The 12,501-nt window shown below is 72.5% G+C and carries 16 protein-coding genes; 5 read left to right on the top strand and 11 right to left on the bottom strand.

Features of this window, described 5'->3' with window-relative positions; translation table 11 throughout:
• Positions 1 to 150 precede the first annotated feature (150 nt).
• Positions 151 to 429 (bottom strand): hypothetical protein, encoded by a 279-nt coding sequence (locus tag AOQ37_RS28850; RefSeq protein ID WP_062648386.1) that lies wholly within the window; start codon positions 427 to 429, stop codon positions 151 to 153.
• A 94-nt stretch (positions 430 to 523) separates the two neighbouring features.
• Positions 524 to 1,357 (bottom strand): 4'-phosphopantetheinyl transferase family protein, encoded by an 834-nt coding sequence (locus AOQ37_RS28845; RefSeq protein WP_234437027.1) that lies wholly within the window; start codon positions 1,355 to 1,357, stop codon positions 524 to 526.
• Positions 1,358 to 1,449: 92 nt separating this feature from the next.
• Between AOQ37_RS28845 and AOQ37_RS28840 the strand changes: the two genes are divergently transcribed.
• The gene (locus tag AOQ37_RS28840) at positions 1,450 to 2,166 is read left to right on the top strand and encodes an alpha/beta fold hydrolase (protein WP_062648383.1); all 717 of its coding nucleotides are present in this window, start codon (positions 1,450 to 1,452) and stop codon (positions 2,164 to 2,166) included.
• Between the two features lie 12 nt (positions 2,167 to 2,178).
• On the opposite strand, the gene AOQ37_RS28835 is transcribed toward AOQ37_RS28840, so the two are convergent.
• Complete coding sequence (locus tag AOQ37_RS28835; protein WP_062648381.1) at positions 2,179 to 2,559, bottom strand: S-adenosylmethionine decarboxylase family protein; 381 nt, start codon at positions 2,557 to 2,559, stop codon at positions 2,179 to 2,181.
• Positions 2,560 to 3,156: 597 nt separating this feature from the next.
• On the opposite strand from AOQ37_RS28835, the gene AOQ37_RS28830 reads away from it, so the two are divergent.
• From AOQ37_RS28830 to AOQ37_RS28815, 4 genes are all read left to right on the top strand, one after another.
• Complete coding sequence (locus AOQ37_RS28830) at positions 3,157 to 5,040, top strand: GNAT family N-acetyltransferase (RefSeq protein ID WP_062648379.1); 1,884 nt, start codon at positions 3,157 to 3,159, stop codon at positions 5,038 to 5,040.
• On the top strand, positions 5,037 to 6,170 hold the full coding sequence (locus tag AOQ37_RS28825) for an HAD-IIIC family phosphatase (protein WP_062648377.1): 1,134 nt from the start codon (positions 5,037 to 5,039) through the stop codon (positions 6,168 to 6,170). Before AOQ37_RS28830 ends, AOQ37_RS28825 begins: the two co-directional genes overlap by 4 nt.
• Positions 6,167 to 6,445, top strand: coding sequence for an acyl carrier protein (locus AOQ37_RS28820; RefSeq protein ID WP_062648375.1), 279 nt, complete (start codon positions 6,167 to 6,169; stop codon positions 6,443 to 6,445). The genes AOQ37_RS28825 and AOQ37_RS28820 overlap by 4 nt, the downstream gene beginning before the upstream one ends.
• Before the next feature lie 140 nt (positions 6,446 to 6,585).
• Entirely contained in the window at positions 6,586 to 6,909 is a 324-nt protein-coding gene (locus AOQ37_RS28815) for a chaplin (protein WP_062648373.1), read from the top strand.
• A gap of 119 nt (positions 6,910 to 7,028) precedes the next feature.
• Here the strand turns inward: AOQ37_RS28815 and AOQ37_RS28810 are convergent, their stop codons facing one another.
• From AOQ37_RS28810 to chpG, 8 genes are all read right to left on the bottom strand, one after another.
• On the bottom strand, positions 7,029 to 7,895 hold the full coding sequence (locus AOQ37_RS28810; protein WP_062648371.1) for a tyrosinase family protein: 867 nt from the start codon (positions 7,893 to 7,895) through the stop codon (positions 7,029 to 7,031).
• Complete coding sequence (locus AOQ37_RS28805) at positions 7,879 to 8,364, bottom strand: tyrosinase family oxidase copper chaperone (RefSeq protein WP_062648489.1); 486 nt, start codon at positions 8,362 to 8,364, stop codon at positions 7,879 to 7,881. The genes AOQ37_RS28810 and AOQ37_RS28805 overlap by 17 nt, the downstream gene beginning before the upstream one ends.
• 261 nt (positions 8,365 to 8,625) lie before the next feature.
• The gene (locus AOQ37_RS28800) at positions 8,626 to 9,147 is read right to left on the bottom strand and encodes a hypothetical protein (RefSeq protein WP_062648369.1); all 522 of its coding nucleotides are present in this window, start codon (positions 9,145 to 9,147) and stop codon (positions 8,626 to 8,628) included.
• 173 nt (positions 9,148 to 9,320) lie between these two features.
• On the bottom strand, positions 9,321 to 9,917 hold the full coding sequence (locus AOQ37_RS28795; RefSeq protein WP_062648367.1) for a vitamin K epoxide reductase family protein: 597 nt from the start codon (positions 9,915 to 9,917) through the stop codon (positions 9,321 to 9,323).
• Positions 9,917 to 10,417, bottom strand: a complete 501-nt coding sequence (locus AOQ37_RS28790) for a DUF5949 family protein (protein WP_062648365.1) — start codon at positions 10,415 to 10,417, stop codon at positions 9,917 to 9,919. The genes AOQ37_RS28795 and AOQ37_RS28790 overlap by 1 nt, the downstream gene beginning before the upstream one ends.
• Before the next feature lie 168 nt (positions 10,418 to 10,585).
• A complete protein-coding gene (locus AOQ37_RS28785; RefSeq protein ID WP_062648363.1) occupies positions 10,586 to 10,873 on the bottom strand; it encodes a hypothetical protein in 288 nt (95 codons plus the stop codon).
• A gap of 191 nt (positions 10,874 to 11,064) precedes the next feature.
• On the bottom strand, positions 11,065 to 11,952 hold the full coding sequence (locus tag AOQ37_RS28780) for a hypothetical protein (protein ID WP_062648361.1): 888 nt from the start codon (positions 11,950 to 11,952) through the stop codon (positions 11,065 to 11,067).
• Positions 11,953 to 12,237: 285 nt separating this feature from the next.
• Complete coding sequence (gene chpG / locus AOQ37_RS28775) at positions 12,238 to 12,477, bottom strand: chaplin ChpG (RefSeq protein WP_062648359.1); 240 nt, start codon at positions 12,475 to 12,477, stop codon at positions 12,238 to 12,240.
• Between the last annotated feature and the right edge of the window lie 24 nt (positions 12,478 to 12,501).

Raw genomic sequence — 12,501 nt, 5'->3', positions numbered from 1 at the left:
AGCACGCCGAGCTGGGGAGTGGTGAAGACGCGGTCGTCGGCTCCGCTCCGGGATCGGCCGGCACTGCGTCCCCGGGGGCGCTGCCGCGGTGGGGCCGCGTGGATCGCACAGGGCCTCGGGTGCGTCGCCGCCCAGCAGCGGGCCGCGCCCTCAGCTCTCCTCGTTCTCGGTCAGTCCGACGGCGGAGGGGAACGCGTTCAGGAAGTCGCGCCTCTGCGGGTCCTGCTCCGCTTCGGCCAGGTCCGCGAGTGTCTGCACGAGGCGCTCGCGTTGGGCGGAGGGCAGGCTCAGCAACTCTCCGCCGACGCTCTCCATCATCTTCACCGCGGAATCGGGATCCACTTCCTCGTCCCCGCAACTCTCCAGCCACCACACGACATCGACGAGCACTCCGGCGAGGGCAGGCACGAGCGGATCAGTGTCAGGCATGCGGGCAACGTATCCGACTCCTACGACAGCGCCCGGGGATCGGCGGGAATCCGACTGCGCCGGGGAGGGTCCGGAGGGGCGGGGCGGCCGGCGGTCAGCGGTCGTACGCCGCCAGCGTCGATGAGCCGTCGTGGACGGTGACCCGCACCGCGCCGGGCTGCCGTGCCCATGGTCCGTCCCCGTCCGCCGATCCGGCCTCCGCCGCTTCCACCACCGCCCCCTTGTCCGCCACCGCCGCCACCGCCACCGCCACCGCCGCGGGATGCGTGCCGTCGACGGTCAGGTCCGCCATGCGCATGCTGGGGTGGGGGGTGAGTCGGGCCGGCCAGGTGAGGACCGTCGGGGGGCGGTCGGGGTCGGAGACCTCCAGCTCTCGCAGAGGTGCCGCCAGCCCCACGCCGAGCGCCTTGAGCACGGCTTCCTTGCGTGTCCAGGTGCGCAGGAACGCGCGCTGCCGTTCGGCCGCCGGGCGGGCGTACAGTGCCGCGAGCTCCGGGCCGGACAGGGCCACCCGGGCCGCGGAGTCGACGTCCAGGACGCCGTGGGAATCCTCGACGTCGAGGCCCACCTCCCCACCCCGGCAGAGGGCGACACCGACGAGCGCGCCGCTGTGGGTGACGGAGAAGTCGTAGGCCGGAGGGGTGCGCACAGGGCCGTCCGGCGGTACGGCCGCGCCGAGGCGGACCTTGCCGTGCGGGCCGCCGCAGCGGGGACACACCCGGCGCAGGGGGACGTCCGCCGGGGGCAGCCCGAGCCGTTCGCCGAGGACCAGGCGGCTGAGGGCGCAGCCGACCAGGAACCGCTCCTTGCCCGCGGGATCGACGGTCGACTCGTACCGGGCGCGTTCCACGGGGTCGAGGAGAGCCCGCAGCTCGGGCCGGGCGTCCTTCGGACGGGCCCACCACACGTGCACCGGGTGTCCTGTCACAGCGCCTCGTCCTGGTTCGATGATCAGCCCGCGCCCTACACTCGCTCCTGCTCACACCACGCCACACCACACCACCACGAGGAAGCAGCCGCATGCGACTGCACACACAGGAGTGGGGAACGGGCGAGCGCGTCGCCGTCCTCGTCCACGGCATCATGTCCGACCACCGCACGTGGCACGAACTGGTCCCGGTCCTGACCGGGCGGGGCTACCGCGTCCTCGCCGTGGACCTGCGCGGGCACGGCGCCAGCGCGCGCGGGGAGTACGAGCCCCGGCTCTTCGCCGAGGATCTCCTCGAGACGCTGCCGCGCGCCCCGGAAGTGGCGCTGGGCCATTCGCTGGGCGCCTTGGCCCTGGCCCTGGCGGTCGCGGAGCTACGACCGGCCCGCGCCGTCTACTCGGAACCGGCCTGGCAGCTCTCCGGGGCCCACGGCTCCCTGGATCCGGCCCTCTTCACGCTCTTCAAGCGCTCGTCCCGCGCCCTCGCCGCCCTCTCCCGCCCGCCCAGGGAGGGAGAACCGGACGAACGCCTCGAGCAGCGGGCCGCGGCCGAGCGGGAGGCGCTCGACCGCTGGGACGAGAAGACGGCCCTCGCGCTCTCCACCCACCGGCACATCGACCACACGCCGGAGAAGGCCGTGGTGCCCTCTCTCGTCCAGACGTCGGACCCGAGCATGCTCGTCAGCGCGGAGATGCGGGCCGAGCTGGTGTGCCGCGGTTTCGAGGTGCGTACGGTGCCCGACGCACCGCACGCGATCCACCGGGACCGGTTCGACGCTTTCGTCGACTCGCTGTCGGGGTGGCTGTGAGACCGAATCAGGTCAGTGAACCGCGCGGAGCATACGCGTCACGTTGATGCGGGTCGGCGAAAGGCCGAGTTCCACGCTCTGCATCATCCGCTCGCCGTTCAGCCGGCCATAGGCGAGCAGGTCGACATTGGCCAGGCTGAATTCGGGCCAGGTGTGAATACTGAGGTGCGAGGCGGAAAGCAGGAGAATCGCGGTGACGGCGCCGTTCGGGAAAACATGCGAGGCCTCACCGAGTACCGTGGCGTTTCCCTTTTCGGCGGCCGTGCGCAGCACCTGGAGAAGGCGCTCCTGATCGGTCAGGATGCTGTGATCGCTCACCCAAACATCGACGGCATAAGAGCACAGATCGTCGACGTTTATACCCTCGGTGGCGAGGTTGGCGGAGTTGGTCATGGGGAACCGGGGGTGACGAACCGCTGCCCCCGTCTCCTTTCACATAGATCTGCGCTGGTCCGCGCGGCCAAAGGGGAAGGTTGCGAGGCCGGTAAGCGGCACTCGATGGTGCCCAGCGTAGCATCCGGGGCGCTCCGGGGCTCGCGCGTGCACTGTGTCAAGAGGCGGGGAGGGGGTCCACAGGATTCGTCCGGAAACCCACCACCCCCCTTCCCGAAAACCTTCTCCGACCTCCCCGTGCACATCACCCGGAACAGCGGGAAGAGCAACGGGACAACAACGGGGGAGCAGAAGAGGAAGCCGCACGAAAAGCGGCAAGGAAAACAACGGGGAAAGCGGGAGGGAAAGCAGCCTGGAGGGCGGCGGAAGGAAGGTGGGGAAAGCAGTGGCCGGACGCTCGTCCGGGCCCTGGCGCGACTCCCTTCCGCCCATTCGAAATCCGTCGCTTTTCCGCGGTGTTTCCCGGTCGTCCCGGCGGGTCCTGGGTCTGCCTACCAGCCCGTATACTCGATAGTCCCGGAATCCACCAATCAGCTTGCCTGGAGCAGCATTGTGACGAACGCGCGTCGGCACCCTCGGAGCACCCACGCGGATTCCGTGCTCACGGAAGTCGCGGAAGCCGTCCGGCTCCAGGAGGGGCCGCCCGGGGTGCGGTCCGTCCTGCGTGCGCTGCGCCGGCTGGCGCCCGCCTCCACGAAGGACCTCAGCCGCGCGACCGGCCTGCCCGTCCCGATCGTGGCGGCCCTGGGGAACGAACTGCGCCGCCGGGGGTACGTCACCACACAGCGTCCGTCCCGGCTGACCGAGGACGGTCTGGACCTCGTCGCCCGGCTGGGCATGGACCTGTCCCTCGACGCGACCTGCACCACCTGTGACGGGCGCGAGCTCGTGATCCCCGACGTGCTGGACGCGGCCGTACGGCGGCTGCGTGCCCTCATGGAGTCGGGTCCCGCCGCCGACATGGCGATCGACCAGTCGCACTGCACGGCCGAGACCAAGGTGCGCCGGGTGCTCGCGCTGCTCACGGCGGGCGCGCTGCCGGGCGGCTCGCTGCTGCTGATCGGCGACGACGACCTGGTGTCCCTCGCCGTCGCCGTGGTGGGCGATGTGCTCGGCGGTCCGATCGTCGAGCGGGTGACCGTCGTGGACATCTCCCCGGAGATCCTCGACTACATCCAGAAGGTGTCGGCCGGCCTCGGCACCCGGATCGAGACCGTCCGGCACGACCTGCGCCTGCCGCTGCCCGCCGAGCTGCACGCGCAGCACGACGTGGCCATGACGGACCCGCCGTACACCCCCGAAGGCGCCCGCCTCTTCCTCTCCCGTGCCGTGGAGGGGCTGCGGCCCGGTCCCGCGCACAGTGTCTTCTTCTCCTTCGGCGGCAAGAGCCCGGACGAGATGCTGGAGGTGCAGCGGGAGATCATGGGGCTGGGCCTGGTCACCAACGGGTTCGTCCGCAACTTCAACGAGTACGAGGGCAGCGGCATCCTCGGCGGTGTCGGCTTCTTCCAGCACCTGCTGACGACCACCTCGACGGCCCCCTCCCACGAGGGCGAGTTCAGCGGCCCCCTCTATACGGGCGACAAGCGGACCCGGCAGCGCGAGTACACCTGCGTGGCGTGCGACGCCCGGTTCCGCGTCGGGCCAGGTGCCCGCTGGACGGCGGTCGCCGCCCTGCGCGAGGAGGGCTGCCCGAACTGCGGCAAGGGGCCCTTCCGCCCCGGCCGCCTGGTCGCGGCGGAGGACCCGACACCCCCGGCGACCGCGGCCCCCGTCCCCAGTCCTGCCCCTGCCCCGGCCGTCGCCCCTGCCCCCGTCGTCGCCCCGGCCACCGCCCCGGCCTCGGCATCGGCAGCTCCGGCCTCCACCCCGGCCCCGGTGCCCGCCCCCGCCGCTCCCGCCGGACGCACCGTCGGCTGGCGCCCGCCGGCCGACGAGGACCGGGCCCGGCTCGCCGAGCGGTCGCGGCCGTACGTCGCACGGCAGGCCGACGAGCGTGATCTGCCGGCCATCGGACGGTTCGAGGCCGAGATCGCCCGGGTCTCCTTCGGCGAGGACGCCATCGACGACCCCGCGCGCTGGGAGACCCGCCTCGGCCGTGCCATGGAGAAGTCGAAGGAGGGCATGATCGTCGCCGGCGGTCCGGGCGAGGAGCCCGTCGGCTGGTGCTGGGTGAGCATCAACCAGAACGCGATGACCGGCGACCGCTACGCCAACTTCCGCTCCCTGGCGGTGTCCCCGGTGGACAACCGCAGCGACGTCGCCGAACTCCTCCTCACCGCCGGACTGGAGTTCTGCCTGGCCAAGGGCATCACCGAGGTCGTTGGCCGGGTGCACGTGGGCAACGTCCCGATGCGCACGGTGTACCGCAAGTTCGGCTTCGACCCCACCAGCCTGTCGATGAAGCTGTTCCTCCCGGAGGGCGCGGCGAAGGGCGGAGCGCAGGGCGAGGGCGACGGCAAGGGGGCCCGCGCCCGATGAGCGTCACGGACCGCTTCGACCCCGACGGCGTCAAGTGCGTCGTCTGGGATCTCGACGGCACCCTGTGGGACGAGATCGCCGTCGAGTCGGCCACCGACGACCTGCCCACGCCCCGCCCCGCGGCACTCGCCGCGATCGACGAGCTGGCGGCCCGCGGTGTGCTCAGCAGCATCGCGAGCCGCAGCGCGCCCTCGGTGCTCGACCGGCTGGACGCCGTACCGGAGGTGCGGGCGCGCTTCCTGGCCCCGCAGGTGTCCTGGCAGGACAAGAGCGAGTCGCTGCGCAGGATCGCGAAGGACCTCGGCATCGCGGTGGAGGCCCTCGTCCTGGTGGACGACTCCCCGTACGAACGCGCGGAGGTCGAGGCCCTGCTGCCGGGCGTACGCACCCTCGCGCCCGAGGACGTACCCGCGCTGCTGGCCGCGTTCGAGGGCCGGGAGGTCACCGCCGAGTCCCGGGAACGCGTGCGCCGCTACCGCACGGAGGAGACCCGCAGGGCCGAGGGCGAACGTTTCGAGGGCTCGCGCGAGGAGTTCCTGCGCTGGTGCGACATGCGGCTCACCGTGGGCGCGGCCACGGCCGACGAGATCCCGCGCGCGCTGGAACTGGCCGCCCGGACCCACCGGCTGAACTCCTCCGGGCTCACCCCGGACCGTCTGCGCGAGCTGGCCTCCTCGGACGGACACGAGCTGTACACCGCCCGCATGACGGACCGTTTCGGCGACTACGGCATCATCGGCGCCGCCCTGGTGGACCGCACGCGCCGGACCCGCCCGGCGGCCCCGGCCGACCCGGGGGTCTGGTCCGTGCCGCTGCTCGCGCTCTCCTGCCGGGTGGCCGGCCGGGGCGCGGCGGCGGCCTTCCTGTTCCGGCTGATGGAGCGGGCGCGCGCGGCCGGCGCCGGGGAGTTCCGGGTGACCCTGCGCCCGACGGACGCCAACCTGGAGATGCGCATCCTGCTCCGGCAGGCGGGTCTGCGCCGTACGGATGAAATCGCCGGCGGTGCCGCCGGCGGCACCGGCACCGCCGCCACCGCGGATTCGGCGGTCCTGGGCAGGACCCTTCAGGGTGATCTGCCCGGGTCACCCGCCTGGCTGCACGTATCCGACCGAGAGGACGCCGAAGCGTGACGGACACCCGAGAGCGGGCCGCGGTGGAACGCGAGCTCCGTTCGCTGATCGCCGGGGCGGCCCGGCTGGACGAGGCCGTGGTTGCCGAACTCCCGGCCGACACCGACCTGTTCGGCCCGCGGATCGGCCTCACCTCGCTGGCCGGGGTGACCCTGCTGGGCACGATCGACCAGCGTTACGGCGTCGACGTAGCCGCGCTGGACCTGAGCCTGGACAGTCTCCAGTCCATCGCCACCCTGACCGACTTCGTCGCGTCCCACCTCCAGTCGCACTAGCCACCCGGCTGTACGGCCGTCCTGTTCAAAAAGGGTGATCCGCCCGAACGCACCGTGACCCGCTCACGGTGTCGGCGTTGAACGGGGAGTGCGGCGGCGCCCCCTGCCACCGCACGAACCGATTCCCTAAGGAGAACGTGATGTCTCGCATCGCGAAGGTGGCCGCTGTTGCCCTCGGCACCAGCGCCGTGGTGGTCAGCGGAGCCGGCCTGGCCATGGCGGACGCGGGTGCGCAGGGCGCGGCCGTGGGTTCGCCGGGTGTCCTGTCGGGCAACGTCGTCCAGGTTCCGGTCAACATCCCGGTCAACGTCTGCGGCAACAGCATCAGCGTCATCGGACTGCTGAACCCGGCGTTCGGCAACACCTGCGCCAACGTCAGCGACCACGGCAAGGGTGGCGACAAGCACGAGGACAAGCACGGCGACAAGCACGGTGACAAGCACAACGGCGGCTACGGCGGCTGAGCTTCACCCGGCACGTCCCGTACGTCCCGTACGTACACCCGGTCGTACCCCGCGTACGTACCACCAGGAGAGCCCCGGCACCTCGAGCGCCGGGGCTCTCCCCCTGTTCCGCCGGCGGCTCAGGCGTACCGGTAGATCCGGGACGCGTCCTCCAACTGGTCCGGGGTCACGTCCCACGGGGGCAGCTTCTCCCGCCGGGCGACGACCCGCCGGTACTGGCGGCTGGTGGGACCCGGCGGTTCGGCGGGCAGGTAGCGGTGTTCGCGGTGCCTGTTCTGCCAGCGGGTCCACAGCAGGTCGACGAAGGCGTGGTGCAGCCAGAACACGGGGTCGTTGACCGAGGCGCCGCCGAGCATCACCCCGCCGACCCACCGGTGCACCCGGTTGTGGTTGCGCCAGGCGACGCTGCCCGAGCCGGTGCCCCACCCCTCCAGCTTGTTGCGGAAGCCCCGGGTGACCGTCGAGTCCCAGGGCTCGGTGTCGTAGACCGGGTCCCGGAGTGCCCAGTCCAGGTCGCTCGCGGTGGGCAGGGCGATCGGGTCGGCGGCGCGGCCGAGGTCCCGGGTGAGGAAGTTCCCGTCGGTCACGTTCTCCTTGATGGTCCAGTCGCCGGTGGCGTAGGCGAACGGCCCGGTCGTCACCTGGTGGTCGGAGCGCCGTCCGTTGCCGCCGAGGAGGTCGTCGGTCCAGGGCGCGGCCCGCGCGGTGCGGTCGCGCGTCCAGTCCCAGTAGGGCACGGTCACCGAGGAGTCGACCCGGCGCAGCGCCCGCTCGAGGTCCAGCAGGAACCTGCGGTGCCAGGGCAGGAAGGACGGCGCCATGTGGGCCGTCCGCAGACCGCCGTCGCCGTCGGACACGTAGTAGTCGATGTGCATGCGGACGAACTCGTCGTACTCGCCCCTGCGTTTGAGCTCCAGCAGCGCCTTCACGAAGCGCCGTCGTTCGGCGCCGGTGAGTGTGCTGACGTCCTTACGGATGTAGGCCATGGTGTCCCCCCATGTGCGGGTGATGGTGTGCCGGATCCGCCGCGCGCAGCCGCTCCCCCGGGCCGAGTCCGTCCACCGCGGCCCGGACCGCCTCCAGGGGGGTGGGGTACGAGCTGTAGTGGTCAACCATGCTCAGCCAGGTGCCGTCGGCGCGGCGCATGAGGTGCAGGGGGCGACCGTCGACCGTGATGTCCCACCGGACGTCCGCCGCCGCCCCGTGTCCCGTCGGGGCGAGGACGCCCTGGAGGTGCCGGCCCCGGTAGATCTCGTCGAAGGAGTCCGCGGGGCCGCCGCCCTCCACCGGGCGGGTGGGCCGGGAGGCGGTGACGACGGGGACGATCGCGAGGGCCGCGGCGGCGCCGAGCAGCCCGCGCAGCAGGTCCCGCCGCCGTGTGCCGTGCGCCGTGCCGGGTCTGCCCGTGACCACCGGTCCGGCGGTCACGGGTACTCCGTCGACGCTGACGACCATGGTGTGCTCCTCGTCGGGTGCGCGGGCCCGGTTCACCGCTGCGGTCCGGCTGTCCGTAGCGGGTTTCCGTGGCGGGCTTCTGTGGCGGGTTTCTGTAGCGGCTTCGCGTGGCGGTTCCACGGGGGTAACCGTCCGGGGGCCCTCCTGGTCACCGCCGGGCGACGGAACGGCCCCGCCGGAGCACATGGATCCGGACATGGCGACGGGCCCGGACGGCAGCGTCCGGGCCCGTGGTGCTCGGCGGTTCGCGCCGGACAGGTCCTAGAGCCCCTCGCCCACGCCCAGGTCCGCCCCGGGCATCGTCTGGAGCACCGGGGTGAGCACGCCCGCCTGGGGCAGCTGGAGGTCCGGCAGGCCGAAGCGGTCGGGGTTGGGCGCGGTGAGCGGGGCGTCCAGGGCCAGGCCCGGGCTCAGCGTGCGCAGGTCGGAGGCGGGGGCCTCGAGGCCGAGGTGGTTGAACTCGCTCCCCAGGACCTCCGGCAGGGGCGCGCGCAGCCCCAGGCCGGGCAGCCCCGCCGCGACGGGCAGCTGCGGAACGACCCGCTCCGGGATGAGCCGGCCCTCGACGAAACGCGGTCCCTCGGGCGCACCCGGCGTCGGCAGGGGGATCTCGCCGCCGATCGTGGGCAGTTCCACGTTGAGCGACTTCTCGACGCCGTCGAGCGGTACGGGAACGGGCACCGTGCCGATCGCGGCGGCGGGGGTCACGGAGGCGGCGGCGCCGGCGGCGGCCGCCACACACGTGATGACTGCGGCGAGGGTTCCTCGGGTGGTCGACTTCATCTGGGGTACGGGCCCTTTCGGAGCGGTTCGGGGAGAGGCGTTGCGTCCGTACCGGGTAACGAGCCGGAAATCGGCTTCAGCGCACAATTCCCCCGAGAGCCGTAATAGTGCTACTGCCGTATCGCACGACGACCGCACGGCGTCACGGCCGTGTCCGGAGGACCGACGGGGCGTCAGCTCGTCCAGAAGTCCCACCACCGGGTCAGGATCAGCATGCCGATCACCGCGATGTGCAGCACCGGCGGCACCCAGGTGAAGTCGGTGAGGAAGTCCCGCACCGCGGCCGGGGCCGGCAGGAAGGCGTGGCGCACGACGAACGAGACGGTGTACCAGAACATGAGGATCGTGGCGACCCACGCCAGACAGCACCACAGACACAGCGCGTTGATCCGGTACAGGGACTCGAACTGTAGCCAGGACACGAACCCGACGCCGAAGAGACAGCCGCCCGTGAACGTCAGCCAGTACCAGCGCGGGAAGGCGGCACCGGCCAGCAGGCTCATGCCGACGCACACGACGGTCCCGTAGGCGACGAGGCCCAGCATCGGGTTGGGGAACCCGAACGCCGAGGCCTGGTCGCTCGTCATGACGCTGCCGCAGGAGACCACCGGGTTCAGGCTGCACCCGGGGGTGAAGCCGGGGTCCTCCAGCAGCTTGAACTTGTCGAGGGTGATGACCCAGGAGGCCAGCAGCCCGGCCGCACCGGTGAGGACGAGCAGCACGGCGTACGCGCGGCCGCCGCCCGCGGGCGCCGGGTGCGGCCGGCGCATCAGCGGCGCAGACTGCGCGCGGGCAGGACGATGTGCGCGGCGGCCGTCAGGGTCTCGTGGGCGCCGGCGAACGCGGCCAGTTCTTCGGGCGTGACGGCCCGGCCGGGGACTGCCTCCGGCCAGGCGCGGGTGGTGAGGACGAGGTAGGCGTAGCCGCGCTGCTCGACGGCCGCGAGCCACTCCTGCGGCGGGATGCACTGGGCGTTGAGGCCCGGCATGTTCAGGACCGCCGCACCGGACTGGACGAGCAGGGTGAACGGCAGGCTGGGCCGCTCGGTGCCGTCGACGACATCCCCGCCGACCGGCATGCCGTTGTCGGTGAGCAGACGCGCGACGGCGAGGGCGGTCCCCTCGGGGCCCTCCTCGGTGTCGCCGAGGGAGTAGGCGAGCAGGTAGGGCATGTCACTGCCGTCGGGAGCCTCGCCGCTCCACGGCATCACGACGAGGGTGCCCAGGTCGGTCACGCGGAAGGGCCGGGTTGCGCTTGGGGTTGAGGTCACCGCGCGACCCTATCGGCGGGGTGGGGGCCGTTCGGGCCTGTTCTCACCCGACCGGGGGACGCCGGTGCGTTGCTCCACACGAACGAGGGACGGGCCGCTCGACCCGCCTCGAACAGCGCCGAGGGCCGGTTCCGTCGGTGACGGGACCGGCCCTCGCGGAAAGGTGTCTCAGCCCTGGAGCGGCAGCCCGCCGAGGAGGCCGTTGTGGCTGTTGAGGGCCGCCGTCGCGCCGTTGACGGTGCTGAGCACGGAGTCCTTGTTCTCGGTGTCGAGCGCGTCCGACTGGTGCTGGAGCGGCATCGCGTCCTCCAGGCTGATGGGCCCCCTGGCGAGGGTGTCCACGGCACCGTTGAGGCTGGTGGGCGTGAGGTCGGCGGGGGTCGCGAACGCGGGTGCGGCGGCACCGGCGAGGACCAGGGTTCCGGCAACGACAGCGGCAGCCTTCAGGGACTTCATCGGATTCCTTTCTTCGGCGACCCGGCGGCCCGGCGACTCGACCACTGGGCGAATCGGCGCATCGGCGCACGGGGTCACCAGGGAAATTCTGACGTCGTGCCTAACGAGCCCCGCCGAATGCGGAAACCGTGTACGCAGAAGATTTCCGCACCCCGGCGGAATGCCGGGGTGCGGAAATCCGCGAGCGACCGTCAGTGGGTGGGCACGGCCGGCACGGCCGGCACGGCCGCCGCCGGCGCCTCGACGGGCAGGGTGGGCAGGGTCAGACCGGCCCCGGCCAGCGTCGCGCTGACCAGGTCGAGCAGACCGGACACCACACCGCTCACCGCCGGGACGACCTGGCCGACGTCGAGCGACGTCGCGGCCGCGAGGAGGGCGGCGATGGCCTTGTCCAGCGCGGCGACGGCGTCGGACACCGGGTCGGCGGCGGCCTTCGCCTTGGCGTCGTCACCGGTCTTGCTGAGCACGGGCTTGGCCGGGACCGCGGCGGCCGGCGCGGCGGGTGCCGCGGGCTCGGCCGGGAGCACGACCGCCGGGTCGGCGGGCACGGCGGGCTTGGCCGGCAGCACGACCGCGGGGTCGGCCGGCACCGCGGGCTCGGCCGGCACCTGGGCGGCCGGTTCGGCGGGCTCGGCGGCCGGGTCCGCGGGCTTCGCCGGGTCCGCGGGCTTGGCCGGGGTGGCCGGCGTGGCGGGAGTGGCCGCCTCGGGGTCGGCCGGGGTCGCCGGAGTCGCGGGGGTCGCCGGCGTCGTCGGGGTCGTCGCCGTGATCTTGGCGACGGCGGCCTTGACGGCCTCGCCGAGCTCGGTCGCCTGTTCGGCGGTGAGCTGACCGTCCTCGGCCTTGAGGACGGTGTCGAGCAGGGCGGCCACCGGGGTGATCACCGTGCCCAGCTCACCGAGGCCCTTGGCCTGGGCGAGCAGCGCGTCGGCGCCTGCGACCGGCGTGGTCGACGCCGCGGCACTGCGCCCAGGGGCAGCGGCTCCGTCGGCCGCCATGGCGGCGGGGGCGGCGATGCCGAGGACGAGGGAGGCGCAAAGTGCGGTGGAGGCGATACGCCGTACGGGCAGAGCACGCATGGGGAAATCCTTTCGATTGCGTGGGGCTCGTCTCCACCGTGCGAACAGCCGTCGCGCTCCGCAACCGATCGATCGCTTTCCGTGACATCCATCTGTCCAGCTCATCCGCATCACCCCTGGTGAGGAGGCCTGTCAAGGCTCACCGAGCGTGTCGGGCCCGCCTCCCCCCATTCGGGGCAAGGCGGGCCCTGCGGCGTCGCCCGCGAGCACGCGAACGGCCGCCCTCCTGGCAGGAGGACGGCCGTTCGGCGAATGACCTGTCGTGGCCTCGAAAGAGAGGAGACGTCAGTCGTTGATGCAGGTGTTGCCGAACGCGGGGTTCAGCAGGCCGATCACGTTGATCGTGTTGCCACAGACGTTGACCGGGATGTGCACGGGAACCTGGACGACGTTGCCCGACAGCACGCCCGGGGAGTGCTCGGCGATGCCGTTCGCGCCGCTGTCGGCGGCGGCGATGCCGGAGGCGCCGGCGACGGCCGCGGCGGCAACGGAGGTCAGGACCAGGCCCTTCGCGATACGCGACATGGAGAGGTGCTCCTTGGGGTTTTG

Source organism: Streptomyces maremycinicus, from assembly GCF_001184025.1.
GTDB classification, from domain to species: Bacteria; Actinomycetota; Actinomycetes; order Streptomycetales; family Streptomycetaceae; genus Streptomyces; species Streptomyces maremycinicus.
Note: the sequence above shows the minus strand (reverse complement) of the source record. Positions and strands in the feature narration are given on the sequence as shown.

Coding starts and splice junctions, on each gene's coding strand:
- AOQ37_RS28850 (WP_062648386.1), bottom strand. CDS start 429: ATGCCTGACACTGATCCGCTCGTGCCTGCCCTCGCCGGAGTGCTCGTC.
- AOQ37_RS28840 (WP_062648383.1), top strand. CDS start 1,450: ATGCGACTGCACACACAGGAGTGGGGAACGGGCGAGCGCGTCGCCGTC.
- AOQ37_RS28835 (WP_062648381.1), bottom strand. CDS start 2,559: ATGACCAACTCCGCCAACCTCGCCACCGAGGGTATAAACGTCGACGAT.
- AOQ37_RS28825 (WP_062648377.1), top strand. CDS start 5,037: ATGAGCGTCACGGACCGCTTCGACCCCGACGGCGTCAAGTGCGTCGTC.
- AOQ37_RS28815 (WP_062648373.1), top strand. CDS start 6,586: ATGTCTCGCATCGCGAAGGTGGCCGCTGTTGCCCTCGGCACCAGCGCC.
- AOQ37_RS28810 (WP_062648371.1), bottom strand. CDS start 7,895: ATGGCCTACATCCGTAAGGACGTCAGCACACTCACCGGCGCCGAACGA.
- AOQ37_RS28805 (WP_062648489.1), bottom strand. CDS start 8,364: ATGGTCGTCAGCGTCGACGGAGTACCCGTGACCGCCGGACCGGTGGTC.
- AOQ37_RS28800 (WP_062648369.1), bottom strand. CDS start 9,147: ATGAAGTCGACCACCCGAGGAACCCTCGCCGCAGTCATCACGTGTGTG.
- AOQ37_RS28795 (WP_062648367.1), bottom strand. CDS start 9,917: ATGCGCCGGCCGCACCCGGCGCCCGCGGGCGGCGGCCGCGCGTACGCC.
- AOQ37_RS28785 (WP_062648363.1), bottom strand. CDS start 10,873: ATGAAGTCCCTGAAGGCTGCCGCTGTCGTTGCCGGAACCCTGGTCCTC.
- AOQ37_RS28780 (WP_062648361.1), bottom strand. CDS start 11,952: ATGCGTGCTCTGCCCGTACGGCGTATCGCCTCCACCGCACTTTGCGCC.
- chpG (WP_062648359.1), bottom strand. CDS start 12,477: ATGTCGCGTATCGCGAAGGGCCTGGTCCTGACCTCCGTTGCCGCCGCG.